This is a genomic window from Verrucomicrobiia bacterium, from assembly GCA_036268055.1.
Taxonomy (GTDB): Bacteria; Verrucomicrobiota; Verrucomicrobiia; order Limisphaerales; family Pedosphaeraceae; genus DATAUW01.
The window spans coordinates 51,041-72,227 of sequence record DATAUW010000027.1 but is presented as its reverse complement, the minus strand read 5'-3'; the positions used below and the strand labels follow the sequence as shown (position 1 = coordinate 72,227).

Sequence of the window (21,187 nt, the reverse complement as noted above, 5' to 3'; positions counted from 1 at the left end):
AAAATGAAACAGTTGAAATTCGGAATGATCGCGGTGGCCAGTGCGTTGATGCTGGCTGCCTGCAAGACGACGGTCACGAGCACGCCGGTGGTTACCAATGGTGTCACCAATTTGGTGCAGACAACGAATACGACGTTTGCAGGGATCGCAGTGACGCCGAGCGGGCTTTATAACTCGCTGAAGGCGGCGACGGCGGATGGCGCGAATATCGCCAAGGCGGACACGAACGCGGTGCAGTACATGGTGGCGTTGCGCGCCGTGATTGGGGATGCGCTGGGCGGGACGAACGTGGACATGACGGCGTTGCAAGCGGCGGTGAATCAACTGCCGTTGAGTTCGATTCATAGTCCGGTCGCGGTGGAAGCCATCCAGCAGGGTTTCAGCATTTTCGCGGCGTTGCTGCCGACGATCATCGCGCAGACGGGATCGAACAACCGGTTTGTGATGCCGGCGTTGCAGGGGGTTTACGATGGGTTGAGTCAGGCGCTGGGTTATCCCGTGACGCCGTATGTGCCGACGAGTTTGGAGCCGAGTGTGATTCTGCCGAGGCCACTCATTCAGAAATGCAGCGGCTTGGCCCAGGGGAAAAGCTTCTTCCCAGTCGTCAGCCCGATCGCGGTGGAGCAGGCGAATAACGCTGGGTTCGTGGATTTCTTCATTAATCTCGAGGCCCTGACAAAATAGTTATGGATCTTCCTCCGGTTCCAACTTCGGACGTCGCGGCGGTGGCCGATGCGGTCACCGCCGCAACCGACTTAGTCAAGCAACGCGACACCGAGGAGAATACTCCTGAAGTGCAAGCGGCCGCTGCCAAAGCCCAGGAACAGGCGGCATTCGATAGAATTCAAAAAGACGTGGCGGAAGGAAACATAGATGAAATTCGCAAAGACATTGCTGCTTCTCCCAATACTGGCCCTGCTACTTAGCGGTTGCTTTACAGTCAAGCCGAAGGTTGTGCGAGCTGCCCGTCCCTCAATGGATGGGAACGCTGCTACCAGCGGTTTGCAGGGCACAAACGCACCGGGTGGTTTCCCAATTAGCGAAGAAGCCTATCAGCGCTTCTGCTATTTGCGTGACCACTACGGAAAATATATGACACCACCGTTGACGAACAACGTGGGCATCACGCCCGGGCCGAACAAAAAGGGGACTGACAAATGGATTATGGATGGTGAACGGATGGTGGACTTCGGGGTGATGACCGCAATCGCCAATAATCCGAACTTCAAAAAATAAAACCGTGCAAGCTGAGTTCGACATCCAGGAGGCGTATTATTTCGCTCGCCGCGCCCAAGCGGTTTATGACGAAAAGCCGACGATCTACGATCCGGTGACGGACACGGCGGTGATGATTCGCGAGACCGCCAAGCGAATCGAAATCGGTTTTCCGGGCACGCGCAATTTTCGCGACGTGATGAAGGACCTGGAAGTGTTGCGGTCAGCGCGTTTGATCGGCGGCGTGGTATGCGGGGTGCATCACGGTTTTGATTTGGCGTGGAATGGCGTGAGGGACGCGGTGATGGATTCCCTGAGCCGCATGGAAGCCGGAAAGCCGGTGGCGGGTTTTGGGCACAGCAAAGCGGGGGCGGTGGCGACACGTTGCCTGCCGGACATTTCCAAACTCACGGGCCGACCGATTGATTCGTGCTACACGTTCGGCGAGCCACGTGGCGGCGATGCCAACTATGCGCTGATGTGCGACGTGCTGTTTGGCGATCGGCATTGGCGCGTGGAAGACGGCGACGATGCCATCTGCCGTCTGCCCGGGTGGTTTGCGGGAAACCGGCACAGCGGTCATTGCGTGCTGCTGAATGCCAATCGGCCGCAATACAAGATTGATCCGAACCTTTGGTTCAAGATCACGTCCGACGCGCTGGAAGTATGGAAGGCAAAATTCACCGGGAACGTCATGGTGCTGGCGGAGGACCATCATGTGGACAAATACGTGGAGCGGTTTCGCCGGCTGACAATCAATTAATTTATGGACGCGGAAAATAATTTTAACCTGATTGATTCGTTCGACATTGACGACGAGTCGTTGAAGGGTCTCACGCCGCAAATGATTTTCGCGCTCGGGGTGGAGTGGGAGCAATTTCGCATGCTGCTGAAGTTGGGCCGGAGATTTCGCTTGCTGGTGTTGCCGGCGAATGCGGAGCGGCTGGTGAAAATGGCGGAGCGCCACGGGCGTTTTGTGGAAAGCCGCCCGAATATTTGCCCGGGATATACGGAGGTGTGGTTGGGAGATTTTTTGCCGACGGCGGCGCAACAAGGATGAAAGATTTAATGAAAGGTGGTGATGAAACCATGAAGATACGAATTGGTGGATTGATGTACAGCCTGAAAGAATGCCTTCCGCGACTTTTCCTCGCGAGCATTGGACTGTCAAATCCAACGGCGTATTGCAACCGCGCACTGAACGCTTCGGCAAGTAGGGGCTGAATTTATTTTGAAAACCATTGTCTTAACGCAGGGAAATTTGCCGCTGATCAGCGCGACGCTCCATGGCCCGACGTGCGCGATCGTGGACCTGACGGGTTGCACGGTGCAGTTTGTGTTTGAGCAAAAGCTTGGGCCGATCATACCGGGCGGCACGGGAAATAATTCGCCGTTCACCTTCACCGCGAATGCCACGGTGGTGGGATCGCCCGCGAATGGTCAGGTATCATATCAATTTGTTTCCGGGCAAACGAATCTTCCGGGCGAGTTCGAGGCGCAATGGCTGGTGACGAATACCGCGACGAGCGCGGTCACGGTTTATCCGGTGAGCAATGCGTTCAGCCGGTCCACGGTGATTCATTTTGAGATCAAAGCGCCGCTGCCGGTGGCCTCGCCGCAGACGATCGTACAGATCCAGCAGTTGCGCGTGCCGGTGCGCGTGACGCTGGGGGATTTCGACAAGTCGTTTCCCAATTACAGCGACGAGGCGATTGACGACGTGGTGCGGACCAAGCTGATGTGCGGCGAAGTGCCCGGGCAAAAATTGGGCATGGACCGCAAGAGCATCCTCCCCGGCATCACGCAGCCGTGCGATTTGGCGCGTCTGATGTATAAGGCGGCGCTGACGTTCAAAGCGCCGGAGACGGCGCAGTATTCGTACCGCACGCGGGCCATCGAGGAGAAGTTTGGCCGGGAGGATTTTTTCATCCGCGAATTGCAGAACGCGATTTACGAGCTGGATAACGGCCGGATGTTCGACAGCTTCCAAAGTTTTTACGGCTGGGTGAACGCGCTGCGCGGTTTGGATATTTGGGGGTTGATGACGGACATGAATGTGAATGCGCCGGTAATGGCGGTGAGCATTGGACCGGCGGGCATAACGGTGCAGACCCGGTGATAAATGAAAGCGATTCCACTAAAATCCAAAGACGGCCAGATGGTTCAATGCGAGCCGAGTGAGGCGACGCATGTCAGGTTGCATTTGCCGGGGCCGACGAGCCAATTAACATTGCCGGTCATCATCAAGGGAACGCGTGCGGGAACCGGTTGGTGGACGTGGAACGGAGACTGTGAGAAGCCCACCTTAAAACCAAGCGTGCTGCTCACATCCGGCCATTTTGCGAAAGAATTCGACGCATCAAAAGATACATGCTGGTGCAAATATAATAAGGAGCATCCGAATGAAACGCCGGTCTTCCATTGCTTCCGCTGCCACACCTGGATCAACGACGGGATAGCCCAGTTCCTAGACGATTGTACTCACGCCTTCCGCGGGCAATCGGTCGAATTGCTGGAAGTCGAATTGCCGGTCGCGACGGCGTAAATACCAATGAACTTGAATTTGACGAACCAATTTGTGCTGACGTTGCTGGAGGCGAAGATCTCGCTTTATCCGGCGGCGGCGGATGGCTCGATTTCGGGCAACGCGCTTTGGAACGGTGCAGACGCGGAAAGTCTTTCGGTGCGGGAACGCTGGATCAAAGGCGAGACGCGGCCAACGGGGGTGAGTTATCCGCGGCGGCATCCGCTGATCCAACAGTTCGAGATTTCCCTTGGACGGGTGTGGGCGTTGCAGATCACGAACGCGGGCGGGTTCACGACGGTTCCGCAATATTATGTCCTCGATATCGTGTGGACGGACGAGGACACGGGCAACTGGCATCGTGAGACGTTTTACAACGTGACGATCAGCGAGCGTTCGCGGAACAGCCGGACGATTGACGAGGGGTTCACGGATGAAATGGTTTTCGATTCGGAATATATGGCGCCGCCGACGGGTGGCGAGGGAGCGGTTCCGGCGGTTTCAACGACGCTGCCGTATTACGTTTTGTGGAACGGGCCGGACGGCGTGATGCCGCTGTACAATTACGATCCGGTGGCGCAAACTTTTGCGGAAGTGACAACAGGCATCAGTGCCACGCGCGCCGTCCTGGCTTACAGTCCGACCAATCGTTCAGGAGATTTCACCATCACGTTCGACGGCGCTTCCGGCCCGGCGCTCGAAGTCAATGCGGACCAGGGTTTGGTGGTGACGGGCTTGATGCAGCGCGCGCCGGACATCAGCGCAGTCCCGCGGGTGGATTTTTATTACGGCAACGTGCGCGTGGCGTCGGTAGATGCGGCGGGGAATCTGTACGGAGCCTCGTTTGACGACAGCGCGCCGACTTCGGGGACGGGAGTGTTTTCCATATTTGCCGACGGCGCGGTGGCGCTGACGCTGTCCGGCCCGGCGATCATGACGGAATTTGTTCAAGAAGGATCATGAGAAGCAGAATTGGGAAAATCATAAACCGGCTGGCGGCGAATCTCGAGGAGAACGGGACGCTGGTGAAGGTGACGTGGGCGGTTTATCCGGCGGGCGCGATTGACCCGGTGACGCAAAGCAAGACCGGGACGCCGGTCGAGGAAAGCATTTGCGTGCGCGCATTCCTGCATTTTCCCGAGCCGGCGAACAACACGGGCGTGCAACAATTCAATGAGATCGAGCGGGGCGATTGCATCGCGGACTTTCATCAGGACACGCCGCTGGATGGGAAAGACAAGCTGGAATTTATTTTTTTGACGAATGAAGGCGAGCCGATTGACGGTCAAAAATGGGTGGCGAAACCGACTTCGGAAAAGCTGACGCAAACCTGGGGTGCGGTGGTGCGCGGCCAGCGGTTGATGCGGACGGTGTTGTTGAGAAAAGCCACGTGAGCCATGCGAATTGAATCGAACATTGTGGGTGTGATTCGGCAGACGGAACGGCTGATCCAGCGGGTTCCGGAAGCGGCGGCGCGCGTATTGCGGCCGGAGCATTGGCGCGACGAAGCGGTGGAGATCGCCACCAAAGTTTTGAATGTGCTGGCCGCGCCGGCGGAACTGAAATTTGTGCCGATGTTCATTTCCAGGCTGGCGGTGGGTTTGTTCGACGGCGGTTTGAGCATCGGCATGAGCACGCCGTTCCCGGCGTTGCACGACATCCTGGCATCGGCGCAGGCGGCGGCGGGCGTGACGGCGAACAAGGATTTGGGCATGGGCCTGTTTGATCTGCCGGTGGCGGAGTTTGAGGAATTGATTTTGAAATGGGTGGAGGCCTCGGAGGCCGAAGGCGGCAAGCGGCGCGACGAACGGGACGCGGGCAAGACAGGCGAGGAAATTGCGCGATTGATTTCCTACATCATGCTCACGCCGCGGCCGGGGGTGAAGGCGTTGATCGCGCGGCAAAGATTGGCGCCGCATATCACGGCGTTTCTCGCGGCGGGACAGGCGGACCGGCTGCCGCCGGAGAAGGTGGATTTGTGGTTGCGGGCGGTGCTGGGCGCGTGGCGCGAGATGGTGCGCGCTCGGTTTCGCGTGAAGATGATGGGCGAGTTAAAAGCGATGAAAGGCGAATTATGAGTCGAACGAACGGACAGGATTTCAAACCGAAACATACCGAGGGAGCGGTCAGCGCGGAGACGCGGTATGTGCCGCATCAAGCCTCATGGAATGATGGCCATGAGAATTTTCAGCGGATACGGAAAAATAAACTTTGGGAAAAGCTGTATGCGAAACGGTCGGCAGGCGCCGACGGGTCAATAGAGAAGGCCAATGCGGAATCGGGAAATGGGGAAACCAACGCGCCGGTTTACAACGTCACGTAATGCCATCGCTCAATTCCAGTGCGGTCAATGGATTGAACCTGGAGGGTTCGGTGCTGGCTTTGTTTGCGGAATTCCTCGCGGGCTTTTTTGACGGCGGCAATCACGCGATTGGCGCAAATGGGGCGGTAAAGTTTCCGGTGGCGCAGTTGCGATCGCAGGAGGCGCCGTTGCCGAAGACGCTGGATGCGGCCATCGGCCTCAGTACGGTTTGGGTGGCGCCATCGAGCGTTTACACCTACTGGGACACGCTGACGCAGGCGGAGATTGCGGCGTTGCCCGAGGGCTCGGAACCGGCGGTTCGCCAGCAGCGCGCATGCGGCCATGCCACGATTTTATTTTTAATCCGGTCTTCCGAGACGGGCGGCGATCCGAACGCGCAAAAGCAGGTGCAGGACGGCGCCGGGTTGTTGTTCGGGTTATTGCAGAATTCGCTGGCGACGGAACCGCTGGCTCAAAAGGGCATTCATCGGCTGCGGCCGATGCCGCCGCGCATGGCGTTTCCGGGTGACGGCGCGCCTTCAGCGGACCTGGCTTACCGGCTGCGGATTCTTTCGTGCGCGGTGAAATTGCGCTGGCCGTTGGTGAGCCAGCAGGAATGAGGTTTCAAGTTTCAAGTGTTCAGTTTCAAGCAAGACGGCGGAGCGGCAGCTCCGCCCTACCGTTGAGAGTGTGGAAATAACAAAATAAAAAATGAAAAATAAAAAAGTCAAAGCAGGGGAAGGCAGCGCGGCGGTGGTGGTGAAAATCGGGTCGCTGGACGAATTGCAAACGCGCGTGGACGCGCCGTTGATCTGCCAGTTCGCGATGGATGGCGACGTGATTGAACTCGTTTGCAAGCGGGTGAGCTTTGAGTTGAGCGAGCAGGTGCGCGCCCTGGAAAACAAAGTCATTCCTCCATTCGTGGAGAAGCGCGGGGATTACGATTATTTCGATTTGCAGTATCGCGCCCGGAAGGAATTGGCGAAGGCGCAGGGGCGGTCGCTCTTGATTTATTTCGGCTGCCCGGTGGTGTCCGCGAAGAAACCGGGGCTGATGAACCCGGTGGACATCCACAAGTTCGTCAGCAGCATCCTCTCGGAAAACATTCTGGAATTTTTGGCGGCGACGATTCAGGGCGGCGGGATGGGAGTGGTTGAGCGCACAAATTTTACCTCGCCCAGCGCCTCGGAAAACTGAGGGGCTGGAAGCAGCGCGCGCGACCGGACGAGCCGGCGCTGCCGCCGTTTGACCAGGAGTTTTTGGAATTGCGAACGGCGAAGGCGTGGGGAATGACGCCGCGGCAATGGCGCGAAGCGGACGTGGACGACCGGGCGCGCATGATGGCGTTTGAATTATTTTGCCAGACGCGCGACGCGTATCGCGACGAGTGGAAAGAGGACTGGCGCAAGCGCAATGAAAAGGGCGGCGGCGGAGTCAATCCATACGAGGCGATGAAAAAGCAGATGGGGATGGTTTAAGTGCGGAATGCGGAGTGCGGAATGTGAATTTGGAAACCATTAAATATTATGGGTGAACTTTTGGATGCAGTTGAGTTGCGGGTGACGGCGCCGAAGTTGCCGTTGCCCGGGTTGGAGGAGGCGCATCGCAAGCTCGTGGCGATCAGCGGGGAGTTGCAATCGGTTCAGAACCGCATCAACGCGGTTTCCACCAGTTCGGCATTTACGCGGACGGCGAAGGGGATTGAAGATGTTTTAAAACAATTCCAATCGAAGCGCGGCAAAGGCATCAGCCAGGCGGACGCCGCAAAAATGCTCGGCTTCGATCCCAAGGATGTCCGTCAATATTTCCTCCGCGAACAGGAGAAGTTGGCGCAGGCGATGTCGGCGGCGGAAAACAAGCGCAAGACGTTGCGCGGCTCGCAACACGATTCGGCGCGCAAAGACTTGCTCGCAAAAGAGAAAAAATTGCAGTCCGATTTGCAATCGCTTCGCCGGACATTTGAAGGCCAGAACCTGAACATTTCCGGGGCGGGAAGCGCGGCGAAGTTTTTTTCCGGTTATCAAAAGGCGGCGGTGCGGTCGGCGAAAGATCCGGTGGATGCGTTGCGAGCGCTGTTCGGCGGCGGCGGGGGCGGCGCGCCGGGGACGATCGGCGTGGGTGGCGGGAAGATTGATTTGATTATTCCGGCCTCGCAGATCACGGCGACGATTGGGCCGGGACCGATCGGGGTGAACATTCCGGCGGGTTCGGTTTCGGGTGGTGGTGGTGGGAATGGTGGCGGCGGTGGGCGCGGTGGCAAGGGTGGCAAAAAAGGTGGCGAATTCTCGGAAGGAGATGGCGCGCTGATCGAGGAGCGGACGGTGACAACGGCCGATTCGAAATTGGTTTCGCGGAAAAATTACGAGGGCGCCGGCGAGACGGTGGAAAATATTTTCAAGGAAGTGGAGGGGCAGCTTGAGCAGGTCAAGCAGGTGAGCATCAGCAGCCCGGCGCGCGCGGCGAAACAACAGTTGCAACAGGAGATCGCGGGTATTCGCGCGGAGATGGAAGGCCTGCTTGCAGGAACGAATGACCCGCGAAAGATAGCGGCGATCCATCGGAAGCAGGCCCAGCAGTTGGGCGGGATATTTGGATCGGCGGACGAGCCGAGCGAACGCGCCACGGAATTTGAAGCGCTGGGTTTGGGCACGGTGGTTTCGCGGACGCGTGGGGCGGCATCGAAACTTGAGGGGCGCGGCAGTGATCTTGCGCAAAAGGCGATGCGCGATGACTTGAAAAAACAGGGAGCGATTCGCAAGGCGCTGGCAGCGGCGCGCGCCAAGGGTGAGGCCGAGGAAGCAGCGCGGTTGAACGCGGAGCGGCGCGCGAATGAAAAACGGATTCGCGATCATAACCGGTTTCTCGCGGCGGGCCAGCGCAGTACCAACCAAGCCGCCGCGCAGGCGCAAAAGGTAGCGAACCTTAACCGCCAGCAAGCGCAGGCGGCGGCGTATAAAACGCTGACGTATCAGGGCGCGGATTCGGCATGGGCGGATTTCATGCGCACAGGTGGCCGGCAGATTTCGGACCGGCAAAGTTTATTGCCGGGCGGCGGGCGGCGGTTGGTGGGTGAACGGGAAACCAATGGGCGCAAAGAAACCATGACGGTCACGTATGACCAGGCGGGCGCGAAGATTGAACGGCTCACCAAGGCCATGAGCGAGTCGCGCAAGGAGGGCGGTTATCTGGCCAGTGATTTTATCAAGAACACGGCCAAGGTGGCGACGTGGGCGGCGAGCGTGGGCGTGCTTTACAAAAGTCTCGAGCTGGTGACTTACAGCATGGGCCGGCTGGTGGACATCGGGCCGCAGGTCGGACGGTTGGACCAGGTGTTCAAAGGCGTGGGCGGTTCGGCGATGGCGCTGACCGAGGACATCATCGGGCTCGCGGCGGCGAATGGATCCTCGACCGAGCAGGCGATGGAGGCGGCGATCCAGTGGTCGCGGCTGGGCCTGACGCGGGTGCAGGTGAACGAGGCGGTGCGCGTCTCGCTCATGGCGGCGAACGTGGCGCAGATTGACGCGCTGGAAGCCACGGAAAAAATGCAGGCGGTGATGCAGGCGTATGGGCTGGATGTCAGCGACCTGCGGAGTGAGCTGGGGCAGATCGTCCAGATTTCCAATTCATACAACGTGACCAACGAGGACATGCTGCAAGGGCTTTCGCGCGTGGCGGCGGTGGCGCGGCAGGCGGGTTTGCCACTGGCGGAATTGCAGGGCATTCTCGGCGCGACGATTGGCGGAACGGGACAGAGCGGATCGAACATCGGCAATATGATGAAGAGCGTGATTCTCTCGCTGAGCAATCCTGACCTTCAGAAAAAATTGCGGCAGAATTTCAAATTCGAGACGAGCACGGGCGGCGAGGAAATCAAAGGCATGTCGGCCTTGCTCTCGGATCTGTTCGTCAAATACCAGCATTTGAACCAGCTTCAGCGGCAGAGTTTGTTGTTCACGGTCGGCGGCAAGACGCAGTCCTCGCGGTTGGAAGCGATGCTCGATGGATATATCAAGGCGCAGATTCTGGCGGTGAACGCGCAGTTGCATTTGAACACGGCAGAACAGGAGAACGCCAAAATCGTTGCGACGTTAAAAAATCAGTTGAAAGGTTTGACGGCTGAATGGGAAAAATTCGTAGTAATTCAAGGCAGTAACGGCCCAGCGCAGGCGATGACGGCCACCGCAACCGCATTCCACAATTTGCTCAGTCTGGCGAACACGCCGGCGGCAAGCTGGCTGACGACGGCGATCGGCGGTTTGCTGGCGGCGGGCACCGCGAAATCCATTCTAACAGGTTTGAAGGGAGGGGACGGTTTCCTGGGGCGAAGTCAAGGTCACATCCGGCAAGTGCTCGGAGAGTTTAACGGTTCCATGATGCAGCTTTATGCGAATACCGTTGGCGGCGCGCTGGCAACCAATGTGGGGACGCGGCAAACGGGAATTATAGGCGCAACGCGTCAGCCGGTTTACAGCAAACTATACGCGTGGAGCGAGGCGGCGATGCGCGTTGGCCGGTCTTCCGCGGTTACCAGCGCGCCAGTGAGAGCGATGGCCACGGCGATCGGCGGGGTAACCCGAGCGTTGGGTGCAGGGTTGATCGCGTTGCAGTCCTGGTTTGTACCGCTGGTAGTGACGGCCGCGGGGATTTATGCGTTCAACAAGGGCATGGAAATGATCGGTCTTTCGAGCGAGAAAGCAGAAGCCAAGCTGGCAGGTTTTAACGAGGAGGCGCAAAAAGCGGGTGCGGCGGCGAACGCGTACGCCGAAGCGGCGGATGCACTGGCAACGATTCAGCGGGCGGTCAGTCCGGAAAAAGGATTTCAAGGGATGAAGTCCGCGGATCAGAAAAAGTATCTGTCCCAAGCCAGCGAACTGGTCGGCTTGTATGAACCGGATATAAAGAAACAGCAAATGCTTCAAGACACGTTTCGGAAGCAGACTGCGGAACTGCTCAAGCAAGGAGACATCGGGGGCGTGATAAACCTGATGGATGCCGAGCGAAACAAGCTGGGCGCAGCCCGTCGCGAGGAGCTGCAAAAACAATTTGTCTCTTTATCCAATCAGCAACGGACGCTGGCGGATGAGATAGAACGTCTTCAGGCAAAGCAGAGGGGAAGCTTTGGTAGAATTGGATATGATGCGCGAGCGAAAAGCATCGTTGAAAAGCAAACGCAGTTAGAGGAGCTGAACGGCAATAAAGTTCGCAACTTTATGGATCAGAGCGACGCGTACGAAAAGGCGATCCAGTATGATGAAAAATATCAATCGGCCATTCGAGCCCAGAAATTGCTTTGGGAAAGCATGGCAGAGATCTTTGATCAGGTAAACGCGAACAATCCGATTGAGAAATCAGCATTGAAGGTGGCGAGTTTGCAGGCGCAAAACGAAGCGATAAAAAAACACATTCAGCTTCTTGATACCGAGGACGCGGCGGATACCGCAGGCCAATCGGCGAAAGAGAAGCGGCTTAAAGAACTCGACGCGCAGGAGCAGGATGCCAGGCAGCGATTGGCGGTGGCGGAAAAAGAAAAAGGGTTCGGCGGTGATAAAGTGGGCGCGGCCATTCAACACTTCTTTGGGCAGGACGCCAAAGAAGATGCCGCCGCCAGCCAAGCCAAGGCGGACATTGAAAGTATTAATGCAGCCCGCGAGTCATTAAATCAGAATCAAGTTCCCGGCCAGGAAGGTTTAGGATTCGCCCGCCGTCAGGCAGAAAGGAGCGGCGATATAGAGCAGAATAAAAAAAACCAAGCGGAAATTGATGCCATCCGCCGCAACAAAGCGATCATCGAGGCGCAGGCGCAGGCGCAGTTTGGGCGGGAGGAAGGTCGGCGCGAGACGACGTCGTTTGATTATGGGCGCGATGAAACCCAGAAGTTGCAGCATCGGCGCGACGGGATTCGCCAGCGGTTGAACCAGATGCTGCAGGGGCCGCAGACGGTGAGCACGGTGGCGCGCGAACTGGAACTTCAGAACCAGCTTTACCAGACGCAAATCGAATTGCGGAACCGAAGTTTCGGCATCGAGCGCGATATCAATCAGTTGATCGTGGACCGGCGGAAAGAGTTTGAGCATTCGTTGTTGTCGGCTGGGCCCGCCGAGATGTTGCGGAAGCTGGCGGCGTTGAGCATGGGGACGGGCGGCAAGATGTCGCCGGGACAATTTCTCGCGCTTTCGCCGGACATGCGCAAGGATCTCTCGATGGTGGATCCGCGGTTCGATCCGCAGATGATGGACTTGATGGCGGAGCGCAATCGCGGCGGCAAGCGACCGGGGGAACCGGCGTTTGACAATTCGCTGACGCAAATCTCGACGGCGGCCGGGGAGTTGGCGGCGCGTTTGCAAAAGGTATTGCCGGACACGAGCACTTACGATGCGGCGGCGGCAAATGTTTCCAAGCTCGCGGGGAGTGCCGGGGCGGCGGCGGATGCGCTCGATCGGTTGACCGCTGCGGCGGGCAAGGCGCATCCGGTTCCGGGCGGTTCGGTGAGTTCGCCGGCGGGATCCGCGCCGAAGAATGCGCAGTCGGGCGGCAATGGCGGCGGTGCGGGATTTATCGGCAAGTCTTTGGGACATTCCGTGGGTGCGGTTTACGGATAAGCATGAACGATATTCCTGAACAATTATTTGCGGCGGTGATTTTGCTGGCTGTGTTGCTGGTTTTGCTGTGGCCGACGAAAGAAAAGCCGCGGAAACATTTCACGCGAGACGCGAGCAAATTGCGGCCGGGGAGGCAGTCGGACATTGTTTCGCGCGAGGAAGTGGAGCGGAGCAAAATCAAACATCGGAAGGCATACGGGCGCAAAAGATTTTGGATTCGATAGCGATTTGAATTATGCAATTATTTTATAACGGGTTTGCGATCCATAACATGGGCGAGTTCACGATTTCGCAACAGCGCGAGATTGAGGATGGGCAACGGGTCAAGGTGACGCTGAAGGTGGGAGTGACTTTGTTTCAGCGATCGTACGGGGACAATTATTCGCTGGTGCAGGCTTTGATGAGTGCGCTGGCGACGCAGGAGGCGGTGTTGCAATGGACGAACACGGACAACGGGACGAATTATATCAACCAGACGGTGACGCAGGTCTCGAACGATTTGCCGGAGGAATGGGGCACTTACCAGATGCAATTCAATCTGGTGTTTTTTTATTACGAACAAAACCTGGTGACGAATAATTTGCCGCTAACGTATGCCGGCGGCGGGGCGGTGTTGACGCTGGGCAATGTGAGCAAGTTTTCGCAGGTGATCAATACCGACCGGTTTTCGACGTATCACTCGCAGCGCAAGGTGGTGAAGGGCAAGCTCACCGTGACGGGTTATTTGCTGGGCGATCCGACGCTGGCGCTGGACCAGCGGCGCACGGCGTTGCTGGCGGCAAAGGCGGCGATGGACACGGCGCTCAACGGCTCGGTGGATGGGCTGTTGCAATTCGGCGCGCAGGGGAGTGTGTTCAACGGGACGGTGCGCCCGGAGGAATACTCGAGTGAGATTGACGAGCTGAAGTATCAAATCGGCTGGAGCTTCACGGCGAGCTACACGGTGTTTCCGAAGGAGGCGACGTTTGCCACGGTGGAATATTCGGCGGAGCAGCGCGACGCGAACACGGGCGAGCAATGGCTGATGTTGACGGGCAAAATCACGGCGTTCACCGAGGCGACGGCGCGCACGCAGTTGGCGGCGGTGATCACGGCGGCGACGACGCAGTATGGTTTCAACGTGCAGAGCCAGCAGTTGCGGAACGATTCCAAGGCGGACCTGGTGCAGGCGAACGGCGATGGCAATGCGTTCATCGAGCTATCGTTCACGGTGGAGTATCGGCGGTTCCGCAGCGACAACCTTCAACTGACGTTTGTCGCGACGAAAAATAAAAAACAAATCCCGTTCGGGAACACGGTGCATTTTGCGCAGGAATATTCGGCGCGGCGGTTCAATGAGTTGCGGTCGCAACGCTCGATGGCGGGCGGCCGGGTGACGGCGAGCGGGACGTGGCTGGGCGATGCCAAGCTGACTTTGACGGCGTTGCGCACGGCGCTGATCGCGCAACAAACGGCGATGCTCAATGAGGTGAACAATGCCGACGGCACGCTGACCTACGGCGCGTTCAGCCAGGTCGGGCGCGTGGAAAATTTGAAGGCGGAAATCAATCAGGCGCTGACAGGGATTGATTGGAGTTTCACAATGATCTATTCGCTCTTCCCGAATGAGTCGGGCTATGCGACGGCGGATTATGTGAGCGATGTGACCACGAACATTGAGACGGGGGACACGATGCTGGGTTTCTCGGGGACGATTCTCGCGCCGGACGAAGCGCTGGCGATCGCGAAGCTCGGGACGGTGCGGACATCGGTCCTGACGCTTTACGGTTTCAATATCAGCCAGCAGCTTGAAGCGAACCAGAAATCGCGCCGGGTGTTTGCGAACGGGGACAAGACGGCGACGATTGCCTCGCTGGAAGCGGCGGACGGGACGACGTTCATTGAATTGAGTTTTTCGGAGAGTTACCGGCAACGGATGGCGTCGCTCCTGGGTTTCAAATTGCAGCAGGGGAGCAAGCAGGATGTGACATCCGGGATGATCATGACGACGTATTCCGGGACCGTCTCGGCGGGCGGTTCGTCCGCGGACGCGGCTTATACGGCGGCGCTGGTGAAGGCCCAGGCGCTGGGTTTGGGCCGCGAGCCGCAGCTTGGGCCGGGGGCGTTCCTCAAATCTTCCCAGGTGACGTGGGACCAGCGGCAGACGCAGGCGGCGAACAACATCGAGTTTGTCTCGCTGAGTTTTGCCTACGAATACCAGAGCCGCATGCCGGCGGGAAATGCGTACGTGGAAATGAGCACGGATTGGACGACGGAGACGTTCGGCAATGATGCGGTGTCCGTGAGCGGCTCGGTGATTGCGACGACGAATCTGGCGGCGAAGGGACTTTACGAATCCACCGTGAAGTCGGTTTATGCGGGGATGATCATCACGGGCGAGTCGTTGCGCTACGCGACGTTGACGGCGAACGCGGACAGCAATTCCCCGGCGGCGCAGGATGTCCGGTTTGATTTCAGTTTCAGCGCGTTCGTGCCGAAGGCGGTAGGCAAGGTGGCGTATCGCTACGGCCTGACGACTTCCAACGATTATCTGCAACTGCAACGCGAATCGCGGGTGCAGGGAACGGTCTATGCGCTGGACGTGGCGACCGCCACGGCGGCGGTGGCCACGCTATTGGCGACGCTCAATCTGGGTTCGCTGGTGGCGGACAGCAGCGGGGTGGACCGCGAATATACGTCGGACAGCACGCTCGATGTTTTTCTCAAATACGATTTCGAGGCGCGGTATGTGGCGAAGATCACGGGCATCGGCAATTTGCTCGAGATGAAGGTGACGGAGAGCGTGAAATATTCCGGGACACGCTGGATCACGCAATCGGTCCCGCGAGCGCCGGACGGGACAGGCGGCGTGAGCATCGTCCAGGACGGCGGGTTGGAGCCGGGCAGCCGTCAGGTGCGCGGGGAAGTGTCAGCAGCGACGAAGGCGACGGCGATCGCGTGGGCGCGCCAGCAGCGGGCCTTGCTGACGGGGGACAATAGCGGGGGCAGTTATCCGCAGCCGGAGGAGCTGGACGTGGCGTATGGATTTTTGCCGCGGGTGGACGGGGTGATCGTGGGCGTGGGCGAGAACGTGCAGATCTACAAGGTGAGCTTTGGGTTCTCGGAGATTTTGCCGAATTATTTGCCCGGCACCTAGCGGTGCTGCCACTGGGGGAAAGAAAGCCGGCTCGCTACCATTTGCGGTCTAAATGACGCCGGGCTTTGCGAGTCAATGCAGGTTGAGGAGACGGACGAGGTCATCGCGCATGCGGTTGAGGTCGTCTATCGTGTTGACTTGGCGGGCGGCGGGATGTGGGCCGGTGATTAAGTGAGGACGCCATTCTAAATCGCCTTCGCTCAGGGCAGTTTGGATGGCTGGTTCGAGAGCTGCGGCCGCGTGCTTGCCAAAGATAAGAATGATTTGAGGACGTTGAGTGGCTAGGACTTCGCCAATGTGTTTCATATCAGGCGGAAAAACCGAGCTTGCGTGGCCACCGATTTCGCGGCTGATTTCTTCCCAGTGGATTTCGTCGCAGAGTTCGCCGAAGGCGGCCTTCAAACGCCTCCCGGTAAGGCAGCCAGCGAACAGAGCGTACTCGAGGATCCGGAGACGCAGTTCTTCGCCATCTTCTTTGATCATTTTCCGCACGCGTTCTGGGTCTTTGAACCATTGGTTTTGGAGGAAGGCGACGGTGGTTTTCATGGCTCGTTATTTTCGAGGGATTTTCTGAGGGCGAAGTCGTTTTTGATGTCGGTGCGCCGCAGGAAGTCGCGGGCGGATTCGGTGGCGGCGAAGACATTTCCCTTGCGGGTGGAAAGGGCAGCGGTGGCCATGTCGTCATCGTCGTCGCGATAGGTGACGATGATGAGAACGGAGTCGGCGTGCTCGGCGAGCTTGGCGGCCGCTTCCGTCATGATTTGTTCGAGGGTTTGGCGGGTGGTGCTCATGGCGTTTTATATTTCAAAATCCAAAGATGGTTCAGTGGTTTCAGAGTCTTTCCAGTGGCCGAACGCGCGCAACATGGCTTGCGCCTTGTTAAATTTGGTGGCGTGAATGAGCGCAAAATCCTGGATGAAAGACCATTTGCCGTTCATGTTGGGAGAAACGCCCACGATGTTCATGAGATGGTTGACGTAGGAACGCTTTACTTCGATGGCGGACACATCCAGCAGAAGCGCCTCAATCTGGTGTATGGCTTCGAAGCTCAAAGGGTCAAAGGTTGGAACTGGCCCTTCGAATTGGGTACCTCCACGTTTGATTATTTGATACGTGCCATTGCTGTATCGGCGTATGGCAAAAATGTTAGGTAAGAGCTGAGCCAAGGTCAGACGTTGATTGTCGTAAGTCATACGGATTCGTGAGTGTTGCCGGGGTGGAAAAATTCTCCGTAGGTTTGGCGGAGTTGTTTGCGCATGGCGTGGCGCAGTTTTTTAACGGCGGTATGTTCGATGTTGAAGATGGTTCCGCGGGAGACGCCACAGACTTTGGCGATGTCACGATGGGTCATGGTTTGATGGGGTTTCACCCAGGCGCGCAGGCAGATGAGCCCGGCTTCTAGGCTGCCATCGGCGATTTGCTCGGGGTGCTTTTCCCAAGGTTCGGTCGCGTGATCGGGCATAACGAATTTAGCTTTTGTGCGGGTCGCGGTAGTTGAGGGTGGCGGAGCCGGGGTCGGCGGTCGGTTCGGGTTGGAGGTCGGTCGGGCCGTGGTAATAACCGCCATCTAAATTGGTAATGATCATCTGGGTGTTGGGCACGGTCGGGCCAAGTCCGTTGGTCATGCTTAACCCGCCTAATTGAATCACGACGATGGGATCGCCCAGGCGCATGGCGGCGGACTTGGCGATGACGTTGTTTTGTTCGCGCAGGTAGGAGTTTGTCAATACGAGGCCAAGATCGCCAGCGGCGAGGAGGGTGAGGATGGAAATGGTGGTTAGATTTTTCATGGGTTTAAGTTTTGAGTTAGTTTGAGCCGGCGCGAAAAAACATTCGCTGCCCGGTAAAGTTGGTGCGGAGTTGGAAGTTGGTGCCGTTGGCCGGGTAATCGAATTGCAAGTAGGGCGTCCAGGTGACGAGATCGGTGGAGGAGAGCAGGAAAACATTGTGGCCGGTGGCGCAGGGCACGACGGTCATGAGGATGCTGAGGGTGAGGGTGAGTGGTTGTGCGGGCGCTGGCGCGTTGGTGGCGGGCTCGGTTACGAATGGAATGAACATCAGAGTGGGCGCTGGCGGTAGTGGCGGCGGTGATGCCACCGCAGGCAATGTTTTTGGAATGGGAGTCGTGGATGAGGGCGCTGGGGATGTCGTGCAGCCGGTGAGGATGAGCGCGGCGCAAAGGAGTTTAAGATTTTGATTTTTGAACATGGTTTTAGCGGTGTTTGTCGGCCCAGAGGAAGGCAAAGAAAAGACCCGCGCCGATGAAGATGACGCCTCCCGCGCAGGCGAAAGCTATGAAGGCGTGAACCGCACCGAGATCTCGGAGCATGTCGGTCACGGTTTGGTATCCGAGAATAATTACAGTGAGCACCCCCGAAATCCAGAGGCCGAAGTAGAGGAAGTTTGCGATGATTTTTTTCATGATTAAGCGGCTTGTTCCCAAAGCGGGAGGGAGGCATACAACGGATCCACGGGATGTTCGGCGACGTGGGTGGCGATGGCTTGCGTCTCTTCGATGGTTGGAGGCTGGCCTTGGGCTTGAGCCTCCGGCGATTTGATGCGCAGGGCCAGCGGCAGCCAGGGCATGATGTAGTGGATGTTGGACCAGGCTTTCCACATTTCGTTGCTGATGGTGTTGCCGTGGATGACGCGGGTGGGAATGCCCCAAAGCGTGGTGTTGATGAAGCACATATCGCAGGCGATGGGGTTGATATCAATGGCGGTGACGCGCAGGCGGCGGAGCATCGCGGGATCGCAGACTTTGCCGATGGCGAGAATCATGGCGCCGGCGCCGCACGCGGGTTCGCAGATGGTGATATTTTGGTCGGCCGGAAACTTTTCCAGGTCGCTGAGCGTCATGCGGGCCATTAATTCGCAGATTGAAGGGGGCGTGTGGAATTCGCCATTCCATTGCTGGCCTTTTTTGGAGAGGGCTTGTTCCATGTAATAGCCGCCGAGCAGGTCTTCAAACGGGTGGGCTTCCATGTCCATTACCAGCGCCCCAAGTGCGGTGGCAAAAATGGACATGTCATCTTTTTGCCACTGTTTCATTTCCTCGAAGTATTCGGGCTCACGGGTTTGCATGGCCAAGGCGCAGGCGGCAAAGCGAGTGAACGCGGAGAAAACTTTATGCGGGTTGTGCCGATGATCGAGGCTATCGAGCAGCTTGCGAAAGTCGGATGGCGGGGGTGATTTTTTCATGCGGCTTGCTGCCAGAGCGGCAGATCGTCGAAGTCGGCAGGCGCCGACGAGCGATGGTCGGGGAGTACGATGGGCAAATCCGCGCTACCATTTGTCAGGAGCATGGGCGTGGAAGGACATTCGAGAGGGATGATGGTTTCGGCGGCGGGTTCGTTATTCCAGGCGCGCATGGCGGCGGCGAGGCGCGTGCGGAGGGTGGGCCATTCTTTGACGAGGTCCCGTTCGTCAATCAGTGACGACTGCATGTGGGCGAAGTCGGCGCGCGCGCTTTGGAGGAGTTCGGCGAGGTTGACTTCGTGGGGATCTTCGCCGAGCAGGTGGCCGTCGAGGACGAGTTCGGTGGCGTCCTGCTTTTCCATGATGTTGCCTTCGAGACGGCGGTCAATCGTGCCATCGCACAGGAGGGAATACACATTGACGTCCTTGGTGGACGTGAGGCGGAGGATGCGCTTGATGGCCTGAAGAAATTTGTCCCACGCCCAGCTATAGGCGAGGAGGATGGCGTTGTTGCAGAGGTTGAAGCTGTGGCCTTCACTCATGGATTCGACGCCGGCGAGCATCACGGGGATCGCGCCCGCGGGACCGCGTTTGAACTGAGCGGCGGCGACTCCGCGTTTGGCGGGGCTGACGCGGCTATCCAGGACGACGTGACGGATGCCGGCTTCGTGGAGGCGCGCGCTAAGACAGTCGAGCGAATCATGGAAGGCGCTGAAGATGACGACTTGCTCGCCGCGCTCGAGGATCTGGGCGATGAGTGTGAGGGTGGCGGCAACTTTGGGAATGTAGGCGTGCGGACTGGCGGGCTGGCCGGGCGTGCGGTCCTTGTCGGACTCCGGGCGTTTTAGGAGCGCGCTGGCGGGATTGGCGGCGCAGATGCGCAGGGCCTGAAGGCGCGCGCCGATGGCTTCGCGGCCATTGATATCCAAATATTTTGCGTCAATGTGGAACTTGTAGGCGGCGGCTTGATGCAGGCCCATGGGAACGCGGATGACGTGGCGGACTTGTTTGACGACGTCTTCACCGCAGTCCTCAAAGCGGCGGCGGCAGATGAGGGGAGCCAGCAATTTCCAAAGGCGATGGATGTTGCAGACTTGCGGGGTGCGGCGGACGAAGCGGCCGCCTTTTTCCTGTTCACGGCTGAGGTTGCGTTCGGTGATGGAGAATTCGCCGGCGAAATCCTCCTGGCCGTCGCGACCGAAAGGAAAGCGCGGATGCGCGGCGTAGTGGCCGCCGGCGGCGGTGTGGGCGAGGAAGAAAATATCGGGCAAACGATTTTTGATGGGGGTGGCGGTCATGATCATGCGGTGGCGCGCATTGATCTGGCGGAAGCCGATGCCGATGTGGCTGGTGGCGCTTTTGATTTTCACGGCTTCATCGCCGACGAGAACGGCAAAGGTGTCGCAACACAAATCGGCGAGGCTGGGGGAGTAAACGCATTTGACGGTGCGACCGGTGGTTTCGTCATCGCGAAAGCGGTCCACGTTTTGCGAGGCGGCCTCGTGTGCGTCCCGGGCGAGCCGGGCCTTGAGGAAGCGCTGTTGGGCGGGATCGAGATCGTTGAATTCCCTGGCGGGACGAGCGGCGATGAAGTTCTTGAGGTCGTAGTAAGCGTCATCGAGATCTTTGCAGCGTTGTTCGTTGCGGATATATTCTTTGCGCAGGGTGAGCCATTGGGCGTGGAGATGGGCGGCGGTTTCGTCGGGGGTGTTGGGACGGATCTCGAGCAGTTCGTAACATTTCGCGAGGCGGGTGACGCGGCTGGTGAAATAATCTTCGATTTCGCGCTCGGTGACGTTGAGCGCGGCGCAGGCGGCGGAGGGATCGGCGTGGTTGAACTTGGGGAAGGGGATGACGCCATTGCGCGTGAGTTCGGTGTAGGTGGTGAGATAATAGCCGGGCGGGAGGGTGCGGCGGCCGGTGCGGGGATCGAGCGAAGAGAGGCGCAGGAAAGTTTGTTGGCTGTCGAGCAGGGTGGGGCGGACTTTAAATTTATCGCGGCCTTCCTCGAGGATTTGCGTGTGCAGATCACCACTGGCGACGAGCAGGACGGGTTCCCTGGGGCAGACAGGTTTGACGGGAACGCCGGCGGCATCGCGGAGCAAGCCGACTTTGAGCAGGGGATAGACATAGGCCCAGATGCCTTTGCCGAGCCCGGCGTCCTGAGCGCAGATGGCGCCGGAGTCAGGGATGGCCATGCGGGAATAATCTTC

At 58.3% G+C, this 21,187-nt stretch carries 26 protein-coding genes; 17 read left to right on the top strand and 9 right to left on the bottom strand.

The window, feature by feature from the left end; all coding sequences use genetic code 11:
* Window positions 1-3: 3 nt before the first annotated feature.
* From VH413_16265 to VH413_16185, 17 genes are all read left to right on the top strand, one after another.
* Complete coding sequence (locus VH413_16265) at window positions 4-684, top strand: hypothetical protein (GenBank protein ID HEX3800251.1); 681 nt, start codon at window positions 4-6, stop codon at window positions 682-684.
* A 2-nt stretch (window positions 685-686) separates the two neighbouring features.
* Window positions 687-926 carry a hypothetical protein gene (locus VH413_16260; GenBank protein ID HEX3800250.1) on the top strand — a complete coding sequence of 80 codons (240 nt, stop codon included), beginning with the start codon at window positions 687-689 and terminating at the stop codon, window positions 924-926.
* Between the two features lie 166 nt (window positions 927-1,092).
* Complete coding sequence (locus tag VH413_16255) at window positions 1,093-1,236, top strand: hypothetical protein (protein HEX3800249.1); 144 nt, start codon at window positions 1,093-1,095, stop codon at window positions 1,234-1,236.
* A gap of 4 nt (window positions 1,237-1,240) precedes the next feature.
* Window positions 1,241-1,978 (top strand): lipase family protein, encoded by a 738-nt coding sequence (locus VH413_16250; protein HEX3800248.1) that lies wholly within the window; start codon window positions 1,241-1,243, stop codon window positions 1,976-1,978.
* A 3-nt stretch (window positions 1,979-1,981) separates the two neighbouring features.
* Window positions 1,982-2,275 (top strand): hypothetical protein, encoded by a 294-nt coding sequence (locus VH413_16245; GenBank protein ID HEX3800247.1) that lies wholly within the window; start codon window positions 1,982-1,984, stop codon window positions 2,273-2,275.
* A 171-nt stretch (window positions 2,276-2,446) separates the two neighbouring features.
* Window positions 2,447-3,334 carry a hypothetical protein gene (locus VH413_16240; GenBank protein ID HEX3800246.1) on the top strand — a complete coding sequence of 296 codons (888 nt, stop codon included), beginning with the start codon at window positions 2,447-2,449 and terminating at the stop codon, window positions 3,332-3,334.
* A 3-nt stretch (window positions 3,335-3,337) separates the two neighbouring features.
* Window positions 3,338-3,760, top strand: coding sequence for a hypothetical protein (locus VH413_16235; protein HEX3800245.1), 423 nt, complete (start codon window positions 3,338-3,340; stop codon window positions 3,758-3,760).
* Window positions 3,761-3,766: 6 nt separating this feature from the next.
* Window positions 3,767-4,702: a hypothetical protein gene (locus VH413_16230; protein HEX3800244.1), complete on the top strand. Its 936-nt coding sequence runs from the start codon at window positions 3,767-3,769 to the stop codon at window positions 4,700-4,702.
* Window positions 4,699-5,133 (top strand): hypothetical protein, encoded by a 435-nt coding sequence (locus VH413_16225; GenBank protein HEX3800243.1) that lies wholly within the window; start codon window positions 4,699-4,701, stop codon window positions 5,131-5,133. The genes VH413_16230 and VH413_16225 overlap by 4 nt, the downstream gene beginning before the upstream one ends.
* A gap of 3 nt (window positions 5,134-5,136) precedes the next feature.
* The gene (locus tag VH413_16220; protein ID HEX3800242.1) at window positions 5,137-5,817 is read left to right on the top strand and encodes a hypothetical protein; all 681 of its coding nucleotides are present in this window, start codon (window positions 5,137-5,139) and stop codon (window positions 5,815-5,817) included.
* Window positions 5,814-6,062: a hypothetical protein gene (locus VH413_16215; protein ID HEX3800241.1), complete on the top strand. Its 249-nt coding sequence runs from the start codon at window positions 5,814-5,816 to the stop codon at window positions 6,060-6,062. Before VH413_16220 ends, VH413_16215 begins: the two co-directional genes overlap by 4 nt.
* Window positions 6,062-6,661, top strand: coding sequence for a hypothetical protein (locus VH413_16210; GenBank protein ID HEX3800240.1), 600 nt, complete (start codon window positions 6,062-6,064; stop codon window positions 6,659-6,661). The genes VH413_16215 and VH413_16210 overlap by 1 nt, the downstream gene beginning before the upstream one ends.
* 91 nt (window positions 6,662-6,752) lie before the next feature.
* Window positions 6,753-7,238 carry a hypothetical protein gene (locus VH413_16205; GenBank protein ID HEX3800239.1) on the top strand — a complete coding sequence of 162 codons (486 nt, stop codon included), beginning with the start codon at window positions 6,753-6,755 and terminating at the stop codon, window positions 7,236-7,238.
* A gap of 62 nt (window positions 7,239-7,300) precedes the next feature.
* On the top strand, window positions 7,301-7,519 hold the full coding sequence (locus tag VH413_16200; protein ID HEX3800238.1) for a hypothetical protein: 219 nt from the start codon (window positions 7,301-7,303) through the stop codon (window positions 7,517-7,519).
* A 48-nt stretch (window positions 7,520-7,567) separates the two neighbouring features.
* Window positions 7,568-12,640, top strand: a complete 5,073-nt coding sequence (locus tag VH413_16195; GenBank protein HEX3800237.1) for a phage tail tape measure protein — start codon at window positions 7,568-7,570, stop codon at window positions 12,638-12,640.
* 2 nt (window positions 12,641-12,642) lie between these two features.
* Window positions 12,643-12,864 carry a hypothetical protein gene (locus VH413_16190; GenBank protein HEX3800236.1) on the top strand — a complete coding sequence of 74 codons (222 nt, stop codon included), beginning with the start codon at window positions 12,643-12,645 and terminating at the stop codon, window positions 12,862-12,864.
* Window positions 12,865-12,875: 11 nt separating this feature from the next.
* The gene (locus tag VH413_16185; GenBank protein ID HEX3800235.1) at window positions 12,876-15,776 is read left to right on the top strand and encodes a hypothetical protein; all 2,901 of its coding nucleotides are present in this window, start codon (window positions 12,876-12,878) and stop codon (window positions 15,774-15,776) included.
* A gap of 72 nt (window positions 15,777-15,848) precedes the next feature.
* Here the strand turns inward: VH413_16185 and VH413_16180 are convergent, their stop codons facing one another.
* From VH413_16180 to VH413_16140, 9 genes are read right to left on the bottom strand one after another with little or no spacing between them, the layout of a single operon-like run.
* On the bottom strand, window positions 15,849-16,322 hold the full coding sequence (locus VH413_16180; GenBank protein ID HEX3800234.1) for a hypothetical protein: 474 nt from the start codon (window positions 16,320-16,322) through the stop codon (window positions 15,849-15,851).
* A complete protein-coding gene (locus VH413_16175) occupies window positions 16,319-16,567 on the bottom strand; it encodes a hypothetical protein (GenBank protein HEX3800233.1) in 249 nt (82 codons plus the stop codon). Before VH413_16175 ends, VH413_16180 begins: the two co-directional genes overlap by 4 nt.
* A 6-nt stretch (window positions 16,568-16,573) precedes the next feature.
* Window positions 16,574-16,969, bottom strand: a complete 396-nt coding sequence (locus VH413_16170; protein HEX3800232.1) for a hypothetical protein — start codon at window positions 16,967-16,969, stop codon at window positions 16,574-16,576.
* Complete coding sequence (locus VH413_16165) at window positions 16,966-17,238, bottom strand: sigma factor-like helix-turn-helix DNA-binding protein (GenBank protein HEX3800231.1); 273 nt, start codon at window positions 17,236-17,238, stop codon at window positions 16,966-16,968. The genes VH413_16170 and VH413_16165 overlap by 4 nt, the downstream gene beginning before the upstream one ends.
* Window positions 17,239-17,245: 7 nt before the next feature.
* Entirely contained in the window at window positions 17,246-17,566 is a 321-nt protein-coding gene (locus VH413_16160) for a hypothetical protein (GenBank protein HEX3800230.1), read from the bottom strand.
* Window positions 17,567-17,582: 16 nt separating this feature from the next.
* Window positions 17,583-17,984 carry a hypothetical protein gene (locus VH413_16155; protein ID HEX3800229.1) on the bottom strand — a complete coding sequence of 134 codons (402 nt, stop codon included), beginning with the start codon at window positions 17,982-17,984 and terminating at the stop codon, window positions 17,583-17,585.
* Window positions 17,985-17,988: 4 nt separating this feature from the next.
* Entirely contained in the window at window positions 17,989-18,198 is a 210-nt protein-coding gene (locus VH413_16150; protein HEX3800228.1) for a hypothetical protein, read from the bottom strand.
* Between the two features lie 2 nt (window positions 18,199-18,200).
* Window positions 18,201-18,977: an N-6 DNA methylase gene (locus VH413_16145; protein HEX3800227.1), complete on the bottom strand. Its 777-nt coding sequence runs from the start codon at window positions 18,975-18,977 to the stop codon at window positions 18,201-18,203.
* Window positions 18,974-21,172, bottom strand: coding sequence for a DEAD/DEAH box helicase (locus VH413_16140; GenBank protein ID HEX3800226.1), 2,199 nt, complete (start codon window positions 21,170-21,172; stop codon window positions 18,974-18,976). Before VH413_16140 ends, VH413_16145 begins: the two co-directional genes overlap by 4 nt.
* Window positions 21,173-21,187: the final 15 nt, after the last annotated feature.

Coding starts and splice junctions, on each gene's coding strand:
- VH413_16265 (HEX3800251.1), top strand. CDS start 4: ATGAAACAGTTGAAATTCGGAATGATCGCGGTGGCCAGTGCGTTGATG.
- VH413_16260 (HEX3800250.1), top strand. CDS start 687: ATGGATCTTCCTCCGGTTCCAACTTCGGACGTCGCGGCGGTGGCCGAT.
- VH413_16255 (HEX3800249.1), top strand. CDS start 1,093: ATGACACCACCGTTGACGAACAACGTGGGCATCACGCCCGGGCCGAAC.
- VH413_16245 (HEX3800247.1), top strand. CDS start 1,982: ATGGACGCGGAAAATAATTTTAACCTGATTGATTCGTTCGACATTGAC.
- VH413_16235 (HEX3800245.1), top strand. CDS start 3,338: ATGAAAGCGATTCCACTAAAATCCAAAGACGGCCAGATGGTTCAATGC.
- VH413_16230 (HEX3800244.1), top strand. CDS start 3,767: ATGAACTTGAATTTGACGAACCAATTTGTGCTGACGTTGCTGGAGGCG.
- VH413_16225 (HEX3800243.1), top strand. CDS start 4,699: ATGAGAAGCAGAATTGGGAAAATCATAAACCGGCTGGCGGCGAATCTC.
- VH413_16220 (HEX3800242.1), top strand. CDS start 5,137: ATGCGAATTGAATCGAACATTGTGGGTGTGATTCGGCAGACGGAACGG.
- VH413_16215 (HEX3800241.1), top strand. CDS start 5,814: ATGAGTCGAACGAACGGACAGGATTTCAAACCGAAACATACCGAGGGA.
- VH413_16210 (HEX3800240.1), top strand. CDS start 6,062: ATGCCATCGCTCAATTCCAGTGCGGTCAATGGATTGAACCTGGAGGGT.
- VH413_16205 (HEX3800239.1), top strand. CDS start 6,753: ATGAAAAATAAAAAAGTCAAAGCAGGGGAAGGCAGCGCGGCGGTGGTG.
- VH413_16195 (HEX3800237.1), top strand. CDS start 7,568: ATGGGTGAACTTTTGGATGCAGTTGAGTTGCGGGTGACGGCGCCGAAG.
- VH413_16190 (HEX3800236.1), top strand. CDS start 12,643: ATGAACGATATTCCTGAACAATTATTTGCGGCGGTGATTTTGCTGGCT.
- VH413_16185 (HEX3800235.1), top strand. CDS start 12,876: ATGCAATTATTTTATAACGGGTTTGCGATCCATAACATGGGCGAGTTC.
- VH413_16180 (HEX3800234.1), bottom strand. CDS start 16,322: ATGAAAACCACCGTCGCCTTCCTCCAAAACCAATGGTTCAAAGACCCA.
- VH413_16175 (HEX3800233.1), bottom strand. CDS start 16,567: ATGAGCACCACCCGCCAAACCCTCGAACAAATCATGACGGAAGCGGCC.
- VH413_16170 (HEX3800232.1), bottom strand. CDS start 16,969: ATGACTTACGACAATCAACGTCTGACCTTGGCTCAGCTCTTACCTAAC.
- VH413_16165 (HEX3800231.1), bottom strand. CDS start 17,238: ATGCCCGATCACGCGACCGAACCTTGGGAAAAGCACCCCGAGCAAATC.
- VH413_16160 (HEX3800230.1), bottom strand. CDS start 17,566: ATGAAAAATCTAACCACCATTTCCATCCTCACCCTCCTCGCCGCTGGC.
- VH413_16155 (HEX3800229.1), bottom strand. CDS start 17,984: ATGTTCAAAAATCAAAATCTTAAACTCCTTTGCGCCGCGCTCATCCTC.
- VH413_16150 (HEX3800228.1), bottom strand. CDS start 18,198: ATGAAAAAAATCATCGCAAACTTCCTCTACTTCGGCCTCTGGATTTCG.
- VH413_16145 (HEX3800227.1), bottom strand. CDS start 18,977: ATGAAAAAATCACCCCCGCCATCCGACTTTCGCAAGCTGCTCGATAGC.
- VH413_16140 (HEX3800226.1), bottom strand. CDS start 21,172: ATGGCCATCCCTGACTCCGGCGCCATCTGCGCTCAGGACGCCGGGCTC.